The organism is Streptomyces sp. NPDC060002 (genome assembly GCF_042737245.1).
GTDB lineage: Bacteria > Actinomycetota > Actinomycetes > Streptomycetales > Streptomycetaceae > Streptomyces.
The window spans coordinates 57,956-74,143 of sequence record NZ_JBHWUW010000004.1; the positions used below are offsets into that span (position 1 = coordinate 57,956).

The 16,188-nt window shown below is 66.2% G+C and carries 13 protein-coding genes; 10 read left to right on the top strand and 3 right to left on the bottom strand.

The window, feature by feature from the left end:
- Complete coding sequence (locus ACFWBD_RS05580; RefSeq protein WP_385663057.1) at positions 1-789, bottom strand: GntR family transcriptional regulator; 789 nt, start codon at positions 787-789, stop codon at positions 1-3.
- Between the two features lie 110 nt (positions 790-899).
- On the opposite strand from ACFWBD_RS05580, the gene ACFWBD_RS05585 reads away from it, so the two are divergent.
- Genes ACFWBD_RS05585 through ACFWBD_RS05595 form a run of 3 tightly spaced genes read left to right on the top strand, consistent with a single transcriptional unit; the run spans position 900 to position 2,167 of the window.
- Positions 900-1,307, top strand: coding sequence for an NUDIX hydrolase (locus ACFWBD_RS05585; protein ID WP_385663585.1), 408 nt, complete (start codon positions 900-902; stop codon positions 1,305-1,307).
- A 45-nt stretch (positions 1,308-1,352) separates the two neighbouring features.
- Entirely contained in the window at positions 1,353-1,781 is a 429-nt protein-coding gene (locus tag ACFWBD_RS05590) for an ATP-binding protein (protein WP_385663060.1), read from the top strand.
- Positions 1,775-2,167 (top strand): hypothetical protein, encoded by a 393-nt coding sequence (locus ACFWBD_RS05595; RefSeq protein WP_385663063.1) that lies wholly within the window; start codon positions 1,775-1,777, stop codon positions 2,165-2,167. The genes ACFWBD_RS05590 and ACFWBD_RS05595 overlap by 7 nt, the downstream gene beginning before the upstream one ends.
- Before the next feature lie 404 nt (positions 2,168-2,571).
- On the opposite strand, the gene ACFWBD_RS05600 is transcribed toward ACFWBD_RS05595, so the two are convergent.
- Positions 2,572-3,342, bottom strand: a complete 771-nt coding sequence (locus tag ACFWBD_RS05600; RefSeq protein WP_385663066.1) for a transposase — start codon at positions 3,340-3,342, stop codon at positions 2,572-2,574.
- A gap of 62 nt (positions 3,343-3,404) precedes the next feature.
- On the opposite strand from ACFWBD_RS05600, the gene ACFWBD_RS05605 reads away from it, so the two are divergent.
- The 6 genes from ACFWBD_RS05605 to ACFWBD_RS05630 all read left to right on the top strand — a co-directional run bounded on the left by ACFWBD_RS05605 (position 3,405) and on the right by ACFWBD_RS05630 (position 10,977).
- The gene (locus tag ACFWBD_RS05605) at positions 3,405-4,793 is read left to right on the top strand and encodes an AAA family ATPase (RefSeq protein WP_385663069.1); all 1,389 of its coding nucleotides are present in this window, start codon (positions 3,405-3,407) and stop codon (positions 4,791-4,793) included.
- On the top strand, positions 4,784-5,656 hold the full coding sequence (locus tag ACFWBD_RS05610) for a hypothetical protein (protein ID WP_385663072.1): 873 nt from the start codon (positions 4,784-4,786) through the stop codon (positions 5,654-5,656). The genes ACFWBD_RS05605 and ACFWBD_RS05610 overlap by 10 nt, the downstream gene beginning before the upstream one ends.
- A gap of 612 nt (positions 5,657-6,268) precedes the next feature.
- Positions 6,269-7,065 (top strand): IS5 family transposase gene (locus ACFWBD_RS05615; RefSeq protein ID WP_385663588.1). Its coding sequence is split into 2 segments (ribosomal slippage): positions 6,269-6,604 and positions 6,607-7,065, totalling 795 coding nucleotides; the frame shifts between segments, so codons are not numbered across the junction.
- 186 nt (positions 7,066-7,251) lie between these two features.
- A complete protein-coding gene (locus ACFWBD_RS05620; RefSeq protein ID WP_385663074.1) occupies positions 7,252-7,701 on the top strand; it encodes a phage tail protein in 450 nt (149 codons plus the stop codon).
- 435 nt (positions 7,702-8,136) lie between these two features.
- A protein-coding gene (locus ACFWBD_RS05625; RefSeq protein ID WP_385663588.1) for an IS5 family transposase occupies positions 8,137-8,933 on the top strand; the annotation gives its coding sequence in 2 pieces (ribosomal slippage) (positions 8,137-8,472 and positions 8,475-8,933; 795 coding nt in all).
- A 1,729-nt stretch (positions 8,934-10,662) separates the two neighbouring features.
- Entirely contained in the window at positions 10,663-10,977 is a 315-nt protein-coding gene (locus ACFWBD_RS05630) for a hypothetical protein (RefSeq protein WP_385663077.1), read from the top strand.
- A gap of 1,434 nt (positions 10,978-12,411) precedes the next feature.
- Here the strand turns inward: ACFWBD_RS05630 and ACFWBD_RS05635 are convergent.
- On the bottom strand, positions 12,412-13,446 hold the full coding sequence (locus ACFWBD_RS05635; protein ID WP_385663080.1) for an N-acetylmuramoyl-L-alanine amidase: 1,035 nt from the start codon (positions 13,444-13,446) through the stop codon (positions 12,412-12,414).
- A 945-nt stretch (positions 13,447-14,391) separates the two neighbouring features.
- Between ACFWBD_RS05635 and ACFWBD_RS05640 the strand changes: the two genes are divergently transcribed.
- Complete coding sequence (locus ACFWBD_RS05640; RefSeq protein ID WP_385663591.1) at positions 14,392-16,101, top strand: dolichyl-phosphate-mannose--protein mannosyltransferase; 1,710 nt, start codon at positions 14,392-14,394, stop codon at positions 16,099-16,101.
- Positions 16,102-16,188 lie beyond the last annotated feature (87 nt).

Sequence of the window (16,188 nt, forward strand, 5' to 3'; positions counted from 1 at the left end):
TCACGTCGCCGGGAGCTGGTACGCCAGGACGTAGGCGTCCGCCGCCATGACCGTGTCGCAGACCTCGACGGGTCGCTTTTCGGTGTCGAAGGCGGTCCGGATCAGGTGGATCACGGGCACGCCGGCCGCCAGTCGTAGCGTGCGCACCTCGTCCGGCGAGGGCATCCGAGCGCGGATCTCTTCCTCGAAGTGGTCGAGGCGGTGGCCCAGCTCTTCGAGTCGGGCATAGATGCCGCCGGGGCCGGGGTTGGGTTCGGCGATCTGCGTGCCGCGGGCGATGTCGAGCGGCAGGTAAGACGTGGCGAACTCGACCGGACGCCCGTCGAGGAGGTAGCGGCGCCGACGTGCGAGGACCCGCCGCACGGACCCGAGCTGCGTGGAGATGTCCTGGCTGGCCTTCTCCTCCTTCACCTCAAGGCTGTCGACCTGGGGGTGGCTGCCGGCCGCGTCGGCTTCGACGATGAACGCGGACTTCCCCTGCTCCCGATGACGACGGGCGAACCGGTCCGAGGCGAGACGCCGCACGGGAGGACGGGGCCGGACAAAGACGCCCTTGCCGTGCTCGGCGTGGACGAGGCCTTCCCCCTGGAGGATGGAGAAGGAGTTGCGGACCGTCATCCGGGAGACCCCGTAGTGGTCGACGAGCTCCGCTTCCGAGGGCAGCTTCTCGCCCTCCCGGAATCGCCCACGGTCGATGGCCTCACGCAGCTGGTCGGCGATCTGCCGGAAGACCGCACGATCACTCGTGGGGTCGAGATCACCGAGCAGGCCCGAAGAAAGAGGGCTCACGTGTGTACTCCTTTAGGTATCTAGACGAGTGGGCGAGTGCTTGTTGCTACGGTGGAGAGCCTAGCCATCCGAGAGGGCCGAGGAACGTGAGCACAGAACGCCCGCACTCCGTGAGCGTGGCCGGGGTCGTCGTCGACGCCCAGGGCCGGGCCCTCCTGATCCAGCGCCGGGACAACGGTCACTGGGAACCGCCGGGCGGCATCCTCGAACGCGAGGAGACCGTTCCCGAAGCCCTTCAGCGCGAAGTCCTCGAAGAGACCGGCATCAAGATCGCGCTTCCCGCGACCCTCACCGGCGTCTACAAGAACATGACGGGCCTGATCGTCTCGCTGGTCTTCCGCTGCGAGGCAGCCGACGGCACGCCGACCACCGGCGACGAGACGCGCGCCCTGCGTTGGGTAACCCGTGAAGAAGTCTCCGAACTCGCCGACGAGGCGTACGCGATCCGCGTCATAGACGCACTCCACGCAGCGTCCCCGCCGGCCATCCGCGCCCACGACGGCGTGAAACTCGTCTAGTCCGCACCCGCTGCACATGGCGGCCTACCAGCATGAAGAACTTGTATGCACGAGTATACGAGTACTACCCGGGTCTGGGGACTGTCTTGCCCAGGTTTCCCGGAAGAGGTCAGCCGTGCCCGGCGCTGGACACGCGACATCCTGCGCGGCTCCCCTTTTGCCGAAGACGCCGAACTGATCGTGAGCGAGCTGAGCGCAAACGCGATCCTCCACACGGCCAGCGGCCTGGAGTTCGGCAGCTTCCACCTGGCCGTCGCCGTCTCGGCCCAGGTGGTCGCGGTCTCGGTCACGGATGACGGAGGCACGGGCACAGCCCCCAAGGTCGAGCACCAGGACCAGGACGCTGAGCATGGCCGGGGTCTGGGCATGGTCAGCGCGATCGCGCACCGGGTCGTGATCCACGACAGCGACGGCGGCCATACAGTCACCGCGGAGCTCTTCACGGACGTACGCCGAGGAGGCCACCCATGCTGAGGACGACGACCAGCCCGGGCTTCTGGTGCGAGTGCTGGACGGAGAAGCTCGGCGGGCAGCATCCGCCGGCGCTCTTCGGATCCTTCGACGCCTACTCGGCGGTCGAGGCGAACAACTGGGTGGCGACGATCCTGCGCACCATCTCACCGGCCCTCAACACGGCAGCTTCCACAGAAGCGTGGACGCGACTCCACGACGACCGCATCGACACGAGACGAGCCCTCTTGCGCCGGGAGCCCTGGACTGTGTCCATCACCCACGTCAGCACGCGCATCACATGGACGGTCCGACCAGCGCTCTTCCTGCCGATGGCACACCGCAGAATCAGTGAACTTCCCTCGTGCGCGTACGACTTCAAGCCTCATAGCTCCCGGGCGGCTGACTGAGTTACAACTTTCTCTACTGGTTCAAGGCGGCTCGCTCCGCTCCCCGCACGCGGCCCGGCCCCCGGCCGGGCCTGCGCTCCTGCCTCCGTCCCGCTCCAGCCCGGCCGGCGCCCGTGCCGCGCACACAGCAATCAGCCACCTGATGCCAGAGAAGGGGTACGTCGTGGCTGAGGCGGTCGGTTCCACGGCTTTCGGCAGCCACTTTGGCGCGATCCTCGAAGCCGCTCCACCGACCTCAGGGACTGCCGCACACCGAACTACGGGCTAACGGTGCAGGCTGCGATCAAAGACAACCTTGCTGGTCAAGTTCGAGACAGCACCGCCATGGAAGTTATATATTGCGTCAGCCTAAGCGTTGTCCCGTAAATGATCTTTGACGTGCCGGATGACCTGCGGTTCCTCCGTCACCCGGCAAGGGTGAGGTTGTGCAGGCGGGCAATGCCGAGCATGGCGTGGTGGACGCCGTCGCCCTTGAGGCGGCAGTCACGCAGGATCTTCCAGGTCTTCATGCGGGCGAAGGCGTGCTCGACACGGGCGCGGACTTTGCGGTGGGAGGCGTTGTGTTCCTCTTTCCAGTCGGGGAGTTCGGCCTGGCCGCGTTCGCGGCGGTGTGGGATGACCAGGCCGGTGCCGCGGTAGCCGCCGTCCGCGATGACGGTGGTCTTGCCGACGGCGTCCTTCGCGCCGGACAGTTCCCATGCCTTGCAGTCGTTGCGGTTGCCGGGCAACGGGCGGCCGACGGCGACGACGAGCCGGGTGTCGGCGTCGATGACGACCTGGTGGTTGGTGGAGTAGCGGTAGTTCTTCGACTGCTCGGCGATGCTGTGGTCGCGGGTGGGGACCAGGGTGCCGTCCACGATCAGCACGGTGTCCTTGCGGAACCGTGTGCGCGGCTGGAGGGCGAGCGCGGGTCCGAGGTGGTCGATGATGCGGTCGGCTGCGGACTTGGACACCCCGAACAGCGGCGCCAGTTGGCGCAGCGTGAGGTTGGTCCGCCAGTAGGCGGCGACCAGGAGCACCCGGTCCTCCAGCGGCAGGCTCCACGGCCGGCCCTTGCGCACCGGGTCGGCGCCCTCGCGCCGCAACGCTGTGATCAGCTTGCCGAACTGACGCGGGCTCAGCCCGGTGAACGGGGCTATCCAAGACGGCTCCGACGCCGTGATCACACCAGACACACCAAGATCATCTCACCCGTGACCAGCAGTTACGGGACAAGTCTTAGCAGTGAGGGAGCATCATGAGCGGTCAAGATTCCGTCGAGAATTCAGAACGCAAGCTTATCAGCATTGAGGTAAGCCAGCTACTTGGCCGTTTTGATCATAAGGTTGACTTTCCACCAGATCGCGACTTTGTAATTCTTCACGGGCCGAACGGAATTGGCAAAACTAAGCTTCTTGAGCTAATTGCAGCAACTTTCTCTCTGGATCTTCACACTATCGCCGAAACTCCCTTCCGTTCGGCAATTTTCACCTTCAGTGACGGCAGCATCCTATGTGTCGAACGGCTGGGGCAAGAGGCACTTCCGGGGCTTGCAGAAGAGGAAGCAAGTGGCGATGTATTCATCATGCGACTTTTGCAGTCCGGGAGGGGGGAAATTGTATGGAATGCTTCCGAGTCTCTTACTCAGGCCGATTCGCCAAACCTTTCTCTATACATCGAGAGATCAGATATCCCTGTGAGAAAGATGCGGTCCGGTAGATGGACGGACCTATCGGATGGGGATATTATCTCGACGCGCGAGGTGATCTCACGCTACCCAGATCTACTACCTTCTCGTCTACTTGCCCTTAGGGCGGAGAGCATCCCAGAGGAGGTCACTAAGCTTCTTTCATCTGCCACCGTGCATCTCATCGAAACTCAGCGACTCATCAATGTGGCTCCTGGGCGCAATAAGGCGGAGCGACGTCAACCCACTGTCTCAGAATTCAGTCGCGATTTTTCTAGGCGGCTCGATGATGCCCTTGCGCAGAATTCACGAGTTTCCCAAGGGCTCGACCGGTCATTTCCGCGGCGCCTCCTGTCTGAGACTGAATTGGCCCCGGAGATCACCGAGGAGGCGATTCGTTCACGCTACTCTGCCCAGAGCGAGATTCGTCGACGATTGACAGCAATTTCAGTACTGGACGCTTCAGGTGAGCTTCCCTTGCCGGATCGAACGCTGGAGCCCTGGGAAAAACGTGTCCTCTGGACTTATCTTGACGATACAGAAGAGAAGCTAAGCACCTTTCAATACCTCCTTGACCGGGTAGCACTTTTGCGAGAAATCGTTAATTCACGATTCCTGTACAAAGAGCTTGTTCTGGATCGCGAAGGCTTTAAGGTGGTCACTGCAGCTGGAAAAGAAATCAAACCCAGCCAGCTCTCTTCAGGGGAGCAGCATGAACTGGTACTGACTTACGATCTACTTTTTAACGCACAGAAAAATAGCCTCATTCTAATCGATGAGCCCGAGATCTCTCTCCATGTGGCCTGGCAAAAAGAATTCTTGAATGACATCGTGCGAATCGCTGCAATCAATTCCTCTCGTTTTATTGTCGCAACCCACTCACCGCAGATCATCAACAAATATTGGTCGAATACTGTGGGACTGGAGCCGGGTTACGAGAACGAGAGCCTGTGGACGTGACGATGCAAAATGACTTGACTGGGGATGACCTTTTTTCCTACGTTCTACTGCTCCGCTCTGGGCCCACTGCGAGGAAGTACATTCTTTGCGAGGGGGACTCCGATTGCGCAGTGCTGGATCCGCACTTGGAAGAGGATCTCTGTGAAACACTCCCGGGGTACGGAAAGAGCTCCGTTCTCGACGCTATTAAGATCGTCGAACAGCAGCAGATGCGTGGGGTGGCAGCCCTAATAGATCGCGACTGGGAGAAAGATGAAATATCTATTCCCGTCGTGGCCGTGCAAACCGATCACTACGACATCGATGCGACCGTCTTCTACTCAGGAGATGTGTGTCGACGGGTCGTCTATTCATTTTGCGACCGAGCCAGTGTGCGGAATTTCCTGCAAGTAGGCGGGTGGGCCTCCCCAGTAGAGCCAGCGACCCTTCTGGCCTTTCCTATCGGCGTTTTGCGGAAACTCAACTATGAGCACGGTTGGGGCCTGAGATTCTCGGATACACCTTTTTCCGAGGTTGCTTTGCCCGACGCTACAGGAGTGGATCTAGTAAAGACGGTTTCATCGGCACTTGCCCGAGCGAAGAAAGCCCGCATAATGCCGAGCGATATCCCTGCCGTCGCAGCTCTCGCGAATAGCGAAATGAAAAGTGTCACGGATCCTACTGCTTACTGTTGCGGGCATGACTTGAACGCCTCCCTAGCCTACTTGATGAGCCAGAAGTGGCGAGGTCGAATAAACCGTAAGACCCTGGAGAAGGCAATGCGAGCTGCTTTCTCATGCAAAGAAATCGCCGTAACCAAGATGCGCGCGGGGTTGCCGGTCGCACTTCGGTGCTCACCAGAGGACCTCTACGTGTGCGGGTGACTCTCACGCAAGACAAGCCGAAGACGTCGGCAACAGGAACGGCACCAGAGGCTCAGCCTCGCGACCGATCCAAGTGCTGGGTTCCCGCTGTTCAGCGGTAACCACGAGCGTCGACCCAGGGGCGTCCGCATGCTCGACCACGAACATCGGCGACCAGGAGCTGGCCCGGGAAGTACTTCGGCCTGTTTCGCAGCCGCCCGCGGTACCGGCCCAGTGCAGTGACAGTCCAGCCATTCGTACAGGTCAGCGTCGGAAGCGACCCTAAATGCTCGCCGCTTCCCAAGCTGAGGGCTCGTCGTTACGGGACGGCCGTCGCGACTTGCTCTGGTCGACGGCAGCGGCAGCGTGGCGGAGGCCCGTAGGGGTGCAGCGAGGCACACGCGCGCCTAGTCGGCTGGCGCGCCCGCCGTCGTGGCTGGCTGTCGCCGGCTGAGGTCCGTGCCACTGCCGTGCCAGATGCAGCGGTCAGCCACGGCCAACAAGAGTGTCTGGCAGTCGGGTTCCCGGACATCTCACCAGGCATCGAAGCCGCAGGTCACCGGCCCGGCGCACCAGCCTCTCTCCTAAGACGTCGTCTCATTTGGAGTGCTGGGTAGTCTGCACCGTGTGGTGATGGTTGAGCGCATGGTGCCGGACGAGTTGTGGGAACTGTTCCAGCGGGTGGTCCCACCCGCTCCATCGCGGCCGCAGGGCGGCGGTCGGCGCCGGTACGGGGATCGCGAGGTGCTGGCCGCGATCATTTTCGTGGCGACGACGGGCTGCACCTGGCGGCAGTTGCCGCCGGTCTTCGGCCCGTCGGGGCCGACTGCGCACCGGCGCTTCACCGAGTGGACCGCCGCCCGGGTCTGGGCGAAGCTGCACCGCGTCATCCTCGACGAACTGGGTTTGCGCGGAGACCTGGACTGGTCGCGCTGCGCGATCGACTCGGCGAACATGCGGGCCCTGAAAGGGGGGACCTGACAGGTCCGAATCCTGTAGACCGGGGCAAGAAGGGCTCAAAGGTCCACTTGATCACCGAGCGGACCGGTTTACCCCTCTCGATCGGCATCTCCGGCGCGAACCTGCACGACAGCCAGGCACTCGAGCCGCTCGTGCGCGGCATCCCGCCGATCCGCTCCCGCCGCGGCCCGCGCAGACGACGGCCCGCCAAGCTGCACGCGGACAAGGGCTATGACTACGACCACCTGCGCCGATGGCTACGCAAGCGAGGCATCCGGCACCGCATCGCCCGCAAGGGCATCGAGTCCTCCACCCGGCTGGGCCGGCATCGCTGGACGATCGAGCGCACGATGTCCTGGCTGGGCGGCTGCCGCCGTTTGCACCGCCGCTACGAACGCAAGGCCGAGCACTTCCTGGCCTTCACCGCCATCGCCTGCAGCCTCATCTGCTACCGCCGACTCGCCAAATGAGACGACGTCTTAGATGGGAGGCGGGTGATTTCCCTGTCGCTCGACGGTCGGGGCCAAGCCGGATGAAATCCTCTCACAACGTATGACGCAGGGAAGGCCGATGGAGATTTTACCGTCTCATTGCAACGCGGTCTGATGCTGCGCCGTCTACCCAGCCGATCCGCTTCCGACTGTGAGGACCCTGTGATGACACGCTCGATCGGCCGCCGCCTTCTCCTGGCCGGTGCAGCCACCACGGCACTGCTGACCCTCAGCGTCTTCTCCGGCAGTGCCATCGCGTCTGCCGCCCCCGCTCCCGCCACCACCGCAGCGGCCTCCAAGCCGTGCGGGGATCCTTTGACCGCGCACAACTTCGGGTTGATCCTTGACGGCGCCTGCGTCGAGTTCCTCAATGGAGCCAATGGCCTAAGTGCAAATCAGATAACCCTGTACCGGGGCGTGGCCGGCAGCCAGGCCTTCAGCGAATTCATCTTTACCAGTGCGTGGAATCCTGGTGTGCGTAAGAACATCAGCGTCGTGCTTCTTGATTACCAGAGTAACGAGGTCAAACGCTACAGTCTCCGCAATGCGCATGCCATTAGCTACGACACCAATGGGACCGTCAAGTTGCAATTCGACGAGGTCATCGTGTCGTAGGGCAGTTCGCTGAGGATCTCCGGCACCGCGTCAGCCGCCGGGCGATTCCAAAGTCGCAGTGACCTTATGAGTGCGATGGTCGCCGCGGCGCAATGAGCAGGGCTGTTTCAAATTCCGAGTGACGCCGCGAAGTCGTAGTTCGCGGCGGCGTGACGACTGTCGGTCGGCCCGTCTCGCGCACAACGAAGCTCCGGTTGGAGCGGGTGACCTCTCAAGGCGCCTTCTCGTCAGCACCGCGCACTCCCGGGGCTGCCGCAGCGGCTGGCCACGCTGGCCGATCTGCGGCCCCCGGGGCGGGAAACGTCACCCGTTCGTGAGCGTGCTGCTGATCGCATGCTCGGCCGTGCTGAGCGGGGCGCGTTCGTTCGCCGCGATCGGCCAGCGGGCTAAGACGTCGTCTCATTTGGAGTGCTGGGTAGTCTGCACCGTGTGGTGATGGTTGAGCGCATGGTGCCGGACGAGTTGTGGGAACTGTTCCAGCGGGTGGTCCCACCCGCTCCATCGCGGCCGCAGGGCGGCGGTCGGCGCCGGTACGGGGATCGCGAGGTGCTGGCCGCGATCATTTTCGTGGCGACGACGGGCTGCACCTGGCGGCAGTTGCCGCCGGTCTTCGGCCCGTCGGGGCCGACTGCGCACCGGCGCTTCACCGAGTGGACCGCCGCCCGGGTCTGGGCGAAGCTGCACCGCGTCATCCTCGACGAACTGGGTTTGCGCGGAGACCTGGACTGGTCGCGCTGCGCGATCGACTCGGCGAACATGCGGGCCCTGAAAGGGGGGACCTGACAGGTCCGAATCCTGTAGACCGGGGCAAGAAGGGCTCAAAGGTCCACTTGATCACCGAGCGGACCGGTTTACCCCTCTCGATCGGCATCTCCGGCGCGAACCTGCACGACAGCCAGGCACTCGAGCCGCTCGTGCGCGGCATCCCGCCGATCCGCTCCCGCCGCGGCCCGCGCAGACGACGGCCCGCCAAGCTGCACGCGGACAAGGGCTATGACTACGACCACCTGCGCCGATGGCTACGCAAGCGAGGCATCCGGCACCGCATCGCCCGCAAGGGCATCGAGTCCTCCACCCGGCTGGGCCGGCATCGCTGGACGATCGAGCGCACGATGTCCTGGCTGGGCGGCTGCCGCCGTTTGCACCGCCGCTACGAACGCAAGGCCGAGCACTTCCTGGCCTTCACCGCCATCGCCTGCAGCCTCATCTGCTACCGCCGACTCGCCAAATGAGACGACGTCTAAAGCGGGTGTCGCAGGTTCGAATCCTGCCGGGGGCACCAGGGAAAAGGCCACCTAGGAACGTTCCTAGGTGGCCTTTGACATCTACTTCTGACATCAACGCGGGCGGTCACGCCCGACCGGGACGCCTCTTCCTGAGCAGCCGGTCCATGTGGCTCACGGCTTCGCGCTGGGTGTCCTGGACGACGTGGGTGTAGACGTTCATGGTGATGCTGATCTGCGAGTGACCCGGCCGCCTTCATGGCCTGAGCCGAGGTAGCGACCTTCCCCGGGTCGCGACCCCCTCCACCGGGCATCGGGTTGTGGTGCAGGAAGCGGCCCGCGTACTGCTCGGCCGGCCTGGGAGGTTCGACGACGAGGCGGGGAGCGGCGCAGGACGCACAGGGACACTTCCGCCCCTGCGGACCGGCTAGTGGTCGTTGACGTAATAGTGCGTGGTCACGCTGCCGTAGTCCGGGCCCAGCCAGACAGCGACGCTGATCGAAGTGTCCTCGGGGAGGTCGTAAATGCCCCCCTGCGAAGCACGAGCCGAGGCGCATGCGCCCTCTCCGCCCGAGGCGGTGAGTGTGTAGCGGATGTGATAAGCGCCGCTCGGGTACTGGACGGCGATCTGGCCGGGGCGAGACTCTGTCGGCGTCCGTGTCGCAGACCGAGACGATGTCGCCGTACTCGGCGATGTAGGCCGTGCCACCCGGGTTGGAGTCCGAGGTGGTCCACGTGTGGTCCCAACCACCGCTGGGCGGATCAACAGTCGCCGACGCCGACGTCGCGTTGGCGAGTGCCCCGCCGGCAAGAAGAACCGTTGCGACCAAGGCCGCAATCTTGGCGCATCGTGTACCCCCTGTTTGTACCCACTCGGGTAGTCCGGCGAGCCGTAGTGACCCTACGTCAGGTGGGCATACTGTTCGATCCTATTTTTACCGCGCCATCGCGGGCCATCTCGTTTCCGCTGTCCAACTCGTCTCCCGTGCTGTTCCGTGCTTTGGCACGGCTTTCATGGCGTCCAGGTGGAGCGCCCTGCCGGACGTACGACCTGGACGCCATGGGTTGCGTCTGCTCGGCTTTGCCTGGGTCGACGGCGTACGGGACGGGAGCACCCCAAAGACACTGCGCCCGCCTGCGTCCTCACAGGCGGGCACTGGCACGTTCGTTGTCCTGGTCTTTGTCCAGTGCGCCGACGGCCGCCGCCGTCCACCTACGTGCACCCACGTCGTCTGACCTGCCACGCGAACGCCGCGGACGCCCCCGTACAGCCACGCGGACAGTTGGAAAGCGTGCGTCCGCCCCCGCGAGAGGGGGTGCGCGGCCGGCGCTGGCAGGTCACCTCGTGGCCATCGACGAAGCCCGGCCGTCGGTTAGGTCCCGGACGAGTCTCCGGGCCGCCCCCAGACAGGCCGGGGATGAAGCCATCCCTTCAGAGCTGGAACCCCCGGAAGCCGACCGCGCGCTTGAGACCATAGGCGCAAGCACTGACAACGCACCTGTCGGCGACCGACCGTTGAGCGGGTAAGTGTTCAACTGCGTGACAACGCAGACGCACACCGGCGGACGCCCACGAACCTCTGCGGACCATCAGAGCAGGCCCAAGACCCACCAGCTCAAGGCCCAGCTCCCACCCGAGTTGCTTCGGGTCGAAGAGGTCACGTGCTGCAGTCCGGGTTGCGCCGGCCGGCGACGACTCTTCGTTGTCCTACAGCCCTGGACGCCGCATCCTCGGCGTATGCCGATCTCTCCTGACGCCCGCGACCTCTGCCAGTCAGTCTTCGCGCCGGGCGCGGTAGAGCTGGCCGTCATGGCTCTGGAGACCTATGCCGGGCCGGATGAGGTGTGGGTCCACCAGGCCGCGATCAGGCTGAGCGAAGGGCAGCTTCACCGTCTGGCCCACTGGCTGAACTCCGCCGAACGAGAACTGGGCACCTTCCGCTGGTACGCCGACGAACCCGCAGACGTATCACCCGAATCGCACCGGTTCGCAGTCGAGTTCATCAACGGGCTGATCGACAAGGATGCCCCCAGGCCACCGGAGCCACCGTAAGCCGCGTGCCAGATCGTGCGGGGAACCACGGGGAACCACGGGGAACGGCGGGGACCGGCCACGGGTGTGCCCCGGTCTTCGACACCGCTCCGCCGCAGGTCAGCCCAGCCAGCGCCGCCAAGAAACCCCGGCTTCCCAAGCTGAGGTCCCCGAGACGTCGGCACAGCCGGCACCCGTGGAGTCGCTGCATGGTGACTGCGACTGTCCGTGAGCGGCACGACGAGGAAGGGTGGGGGTACTCAACTCTCCGCAGAAATCTGGCGGTTGTTGGGGCGGGTGTCGCAGGTTCGGATCCTGTCGGGGGCACCAGGGAAAAGGCCCCGGACCGATCGGCGGGGCGGTTTCTGTGGGCCTTTGGCATCCAGGAGGGTGGCGGTGCTGTTGCGGGTGGCGAAGACGTAGTCCGGCCCCTGCCACCGCTCCCCCACTCCCTCGCTCCCTCGCTCTGGTGCGAGCGCCGGCATCGCGCTCCTCGAGGGCGCATCGCTCCGGCGTGCGCGCTTGTGAGCATTCGTGTGTGCACGCCTTAGCGCCCGTGTGGAGCGCCCCCGCACGCTCTCTCCGGGTGCTGTCGGCGTCGATAGTGTCGGCACTTCACCAAACGCGAGGGGGATGGTGATGAGTCCTATGGCCAGGGTGCGGAGCACACTGACGGGGATACTGGGGGCATCTGTTCTGCTGGCGGGAGCACTTGTCGGGGCGTCGGCAACCCCGGCCTCTGCGACCGAGCACTGCCAGAACAACGTCGACGAGGCGCGGGCCTGGGCTGCAAGCGGGCAGTTCGAAACCCGGGGCACAAACGCGTGGTACACCTCGGTATGGGTGTCTGCACCTGGAGGTGGCCTCATCAAGAAGCGTTACCTGAACAAGGTGGAGCTCCGGTACAACCGTCCGTCGCGCTGTGTGTGGGGACTCTGGAACGGGGCCAGCAGGGCACGGGTCTACCTGGACATCAGTTCCAACGGTGGTCGGGGTTGGGCCGGCCCGCTTGGACAGTCGAAAAATGCCACTTCGGCCTACACCGGGACGTTCAACGATCGGGGCCTCGTCGCCCGCGCATGTGTACAGGTGAGCGGCGACTTCCGCTGCACCCCGTGGTGGTAGTTGCCGAAGGTGCATCAGGCGACTGATCGCTGTGCGCGCGGCACAAGCGCCGGCCAGGCTGGAGCGGGGCAGAGACTCGAGCGCAGGGTGCGCGACTTTACGGCAGTCCTGACGGCAGTCCTGACGGCAGTCCTGACGGCAGCGACTGCAACGACGGCAGCGAGGGCATACAGACGCACATGATCGTCAACCTGTGTGCGGTGCGATGGAGTTGGTGACGGTAGACCGCCCCGGCGTCAGGAGGCGCCGGGGCGGGGCGCTGTAACCGGGTCTCAGCGCCTGGCGGCTGAATGAGCGGAGCTGTGTGACGCCCGTCCGGCCGCTTCGGGGTCAGGTGGTAGCCCAGTACGGGCCGGTGGCGGTGCGGTGCAGGAGTGTGACCGGGCTGGCGTCGGCCGTCTTCACCCGGAGCTGGAAGCGCAGGTGCTTTCCGGCCGGGACGGTGCCCGACAGGGCGAACTGGTGGCCACCGCCGCCGTAGCGGGTGACGGTCTGGAAGGCCGACGGGTGCTTGCCCGAGGTGTCCGTGAGGTAGAAGCGGCCCTCGACGAGCGCGTCGTCCGGGGCCTTCTCTTCGAGTGAGACGTGGACCAGGGTGTTGTGCAGGCGCGGCCCGGAGTGGACGACCGGGTCCGTGAACGCCAGGCCGACCCACTCGCCGGAGGGCAGTTCGACATCGGTGGGGTTCGACTCGTTCAGCATCGAGGGGTTGGGCACAGTGTCCTCCTGGCTCGGGGTGGTCGGGGTGGGGATCGGGCTGTCGGCGCCGGGGGTCTTGCGCAGCCGGGACGCGACCCTGGCGCGGAGGTCGGCCATGGTGAAGCCGCGTGGGTCTGTCTTCGTGTTCGTCCACTCCTTGTGGCCGATCACGGAGGCTGCGGACCAGCCGTGGGCCCGGCACAGCGCGGCGGAGGCGCGGACCATGGCTTCCAGCTGGACCGCCGGCCAGGGGTCCTTGCCGTCACCGAGGTTGACGCACTCGAAGCCGTAGAAGCGGGCGTTGCCGTCCGTGTCGTTCTCGTTCGGCGCGGGCAGCGACTTCTCGGCGATGACCGCTTTCAGCACGTCGCCGTCGCCGCTGCCGGCGTGGTTGGCACGGCCCCAACCGACGAGGTGCACGACGCCCCGCTTGTCGATGACGCCGTGACACAGCGGTCCGGGGAGACCGGCGTATCCGTCCCGGCATATCGCCACGGAGGCGGCCGTCCCGGACGTCACGGTGTGGTGGACGACCACTCCCGCGACCGGGCCCCACGCGCCGTGCCCTGCCCGGTTGTGGGTGCGCCAGCCGCCGACCTCGACGACGGTGACGCCCTCCGCTCTGAGGGCGGCCAGAACCCTGGCTGCGGTCAGGGGAGTTGCCATGGTGGTTCCTTTCTGAGAAGCCGTGCTTATCCGGGTTCCCCGCCGATCGGTTCGCCACCGTCGCAATTGCCGCCGCTGCCCGGCGTCCGACGTCCGCAGGGGCGGTTCATCCCGCTCCCGGCCCTCCCGCGACAAATGAGAACGGCGCGGCGGGGCCGCTGACATCGGCTCATGACGACCGATCAGGCGGTTGCCGTGTAGGTCCCCGCGCGAGATACGGGCCGGCGTGCCCGGCGGGCGGAGCGAGGGTGCGGTGGCACGCGGCTCATCGGCGCGAATCCGGGGCTCCGGCGTGTGCCGCCGTTCACACGTACCTCTTCGTCGATGCCTCGACGTGGTCGCGCGCAGCGACAGCAGAGTGGCGGGCCTCGATCCGAGGCGACTGCTACGGCCGGGCGGTCCCCTCTATCCGACGGACATGCCGTGCGAGGTGGCTGTGGCGACCCAGGAGCGGCCCGAGCCAGGACCGGACGGAATGACGTTCCGGGTCCGGGTCCCGGTCCGGGTCCGGGTCCGGGTCCGGGTCCGGGTCCGGGTCCCGGTCCCGGTACGGGTCCGGGTCCGGGTCCGGGTCCGGGGCGGGACGGGACGGTCATCTGGTCCGGCCTGGAGTACCCGGGCCTCGATGGCCGGCCCGTCGAGGGGGTTCGCTTCCGTCTGGAGCAGTACCTGGGCGAGGTCGGGCGAGCGCACGCGGCGTCGGGGGGACGGTCCTGGTCGAGGGAACGGTCCTGATCGCCCATGGGCTTCCATCGGTGCGTGAACTCATGCGTGCGCACGGGCGGCCGTTCCTGCATTCCATCGGGCCCATCGGGCGCGTCGGGCCCCCTGGGTGTCCCGGCGCGGGCGTGCCCGGCCGCGCCGGGGCCCCGGGCGGGGGAATGCCGGATCGTGCGGTTGTTCGCGTACGGCGGCGTCTAGGGTCGTCCGGTGACGAGTAGCAGTGTGCGGCGCTCCCCCGTTCTCGACGTCGGCCGTCCGACGAAGGCGCCCGACGACTGGCGGGGCCGGCTGCGCCTGTTCGGGTACGCCGGGCGCTCCCGGGCCGATGTCCGGGAACGCCTGGTTCCGCCGTTTCCGGGGCCGTCGACCCGCTGGTGGGAGCTCATACGTCTCGGTCCGGCCGGGGCGTACCGCGTCGCGAAGGTGATGGACTGGCTGGGGCCGGTGCTCGTCGCCGTGCTGGCCGGAGCGATCCGGTTCCGGCGGCTCGGGCAGCCGCGGGGCCTCGTCTTCGACGAGACCTACTACGCCAAGGACGCCTGGGCGCTGCTGCGGCTCGGCTACGAGGGCACCTGGCCCGACCGCAAGATCGCCGACCCGCAGATCCTCGCGGATCCTCAGGTGATCCCGCTCTCCGGCACCGGGGCGTTCGTCGCCCATCCGCCGACGGGCAAGTGGGTGATCGCCCTCGGCGAGTGGATGTTCGGCCTCACACCGTTCGGCTGGCGCTTCATGACCGCGGTCCTGGGCACGCTGTCGGTGCTGATGCTGTGCCGCATCGGGCGCCGCCTGTTCCGGTCGACGGCGCTGGGCTGTCTGGCCGGTGCGCTGATGGCGCTGGACGGTCTGCATGTGGTGATGAGCCGTTCCGCGCTGCTGGACCTCGTCGTCATGTTCTTCGTGCTGGCGGCGTTCGGCTGTCTGCTGCTCGACCGGGACCAGGCGCGGGCCCGGCTCGCGGCGGCCCTCCCGGTGGACGGGGACGGCCACGCGCGCCCGGACCGGGTCATGGCTGACCGTGCCGGGACGGGACCGCGTCCGTGGCGGCTCGCGGCCGGCGGCTTCCTGGGGCTGGCGGCCTCGACCAAGTGGAACGGCCTGTACTTCCTGGCCTTCTTCGTGGTCCTCACCCTGCTGTGGGACGTCGGCTCGCGCCGCGTGGCCGGGGCGGGCCGCCCGTACCGGGCGGTGCTGCGCAAGGATCTCGGCTGGTCGGTGCTGTCCGTCGTGCCGGTCGCCGTGGTGACCTATCTGGTGACGTGGACCGGCTGGTTCCGGTCGGACGACGGCTACGGGCGGCACTGGGCGGACGGCCGCGGCGGCACCTGGTCGTGGATACCGGCCCCGCTCCGCAGCCTGTGGCACTACGAGTACGGGGTCTACCGGTTCAATGTGGGGCTCGACACCTGGCACCGGTACGAGTCCAACCCGTGGAGCTGGCTGGTTCTCGGCCGCCCGGTGCTGTTCGACTACCAGTCGCCGAAGGCCGGGCGGGACGGGTGTCACGCCGCGGCCGGCTGCTCGCAGGCGGTCCTCGCGCTCGGCACGCCGCTGCTGTGGTGGTCGGCTTGCTGCGCACTGGCCTATCTGCTCTACCGGTGGGCGCTGCGCCGCGACTGGCGGGCAGGCGCCGTCCTGTGCGCGGTGGCGGCCGGCTATCTGCCCTGGTTCCTCTACCAGGACCGCACGATCTTCTCCTTCTACGCGGTCGCCTTCGTGCCGTATCTGTGCCTGGCCGTCGCGATGATGCTGGGCGCGCTCCTGGGTCCGCCGGGGGCGGGTGCCAGACGCCGGACGCTGGGCGCGGTCGCCGCGGGCGGGCTCGTGCTGCTCATCGCCTGGAACTTCATCTATTTCTGGCCCGTATACACCGGTCAGGTGATCCCGGTCGGCGACTGGCGGTCGCGGATGTGGCTGGACACGTGGATCTAGCCGGGATCCAGCCGGCCGGGCGGACGCACCGCGACAGCCGCAATGACCCCGACGACCCCGACGACCCCGGCGACCACGCCGACCCCG

Bases quoted from the DNA above. Each gene is read 5' to 3' on its own strand.
- ACFWBD_RS05590 (WP_385663060.1), top strand. From the start codon at position 1,353: ATGCACGAGTATACGAGTACTACCCGGGTCTGGGGACTGTCTTGCCCA.
- ACFWBD_RS05595 (WP_385663063.1), top strand. From the start codon at position 1,775: ATGCTGAGGACGACGACCAGCCCGGGCTTCTGGTGCGAGTGCTGGACG.
- ACFWBD_RS05605 (WP_385663069.1), top strand. From the start codon at position 3,405: ATGAGCGGTCAAGATTCCGTCGAGAATTCAGAACGCAAGCTTATCAGC.
- ACFWBD_RS05620 (WP_385663074.1), top strand. From the start codon at position 7,252: ATGACACGCTCGATCGGCCGCCGCCTTCTCCTGGCCGGTGCAGCCACC.
- ACFWBD_RS05630 (WP_385663077.1), top strand. From the start codon at position 10,663: ATGCCGATCTCTCCTGACGCCCGCGACCTCTGCCAGTCAGTCTTCGCG.
- ACFWBD_RS05635 (WP_385663080.1), bottom strand. From the start codon at position 13,446: ATGGCAACTCCCCTGACCGCAGCCAGGGTTCTGGCCGCCCTCAGAGCG.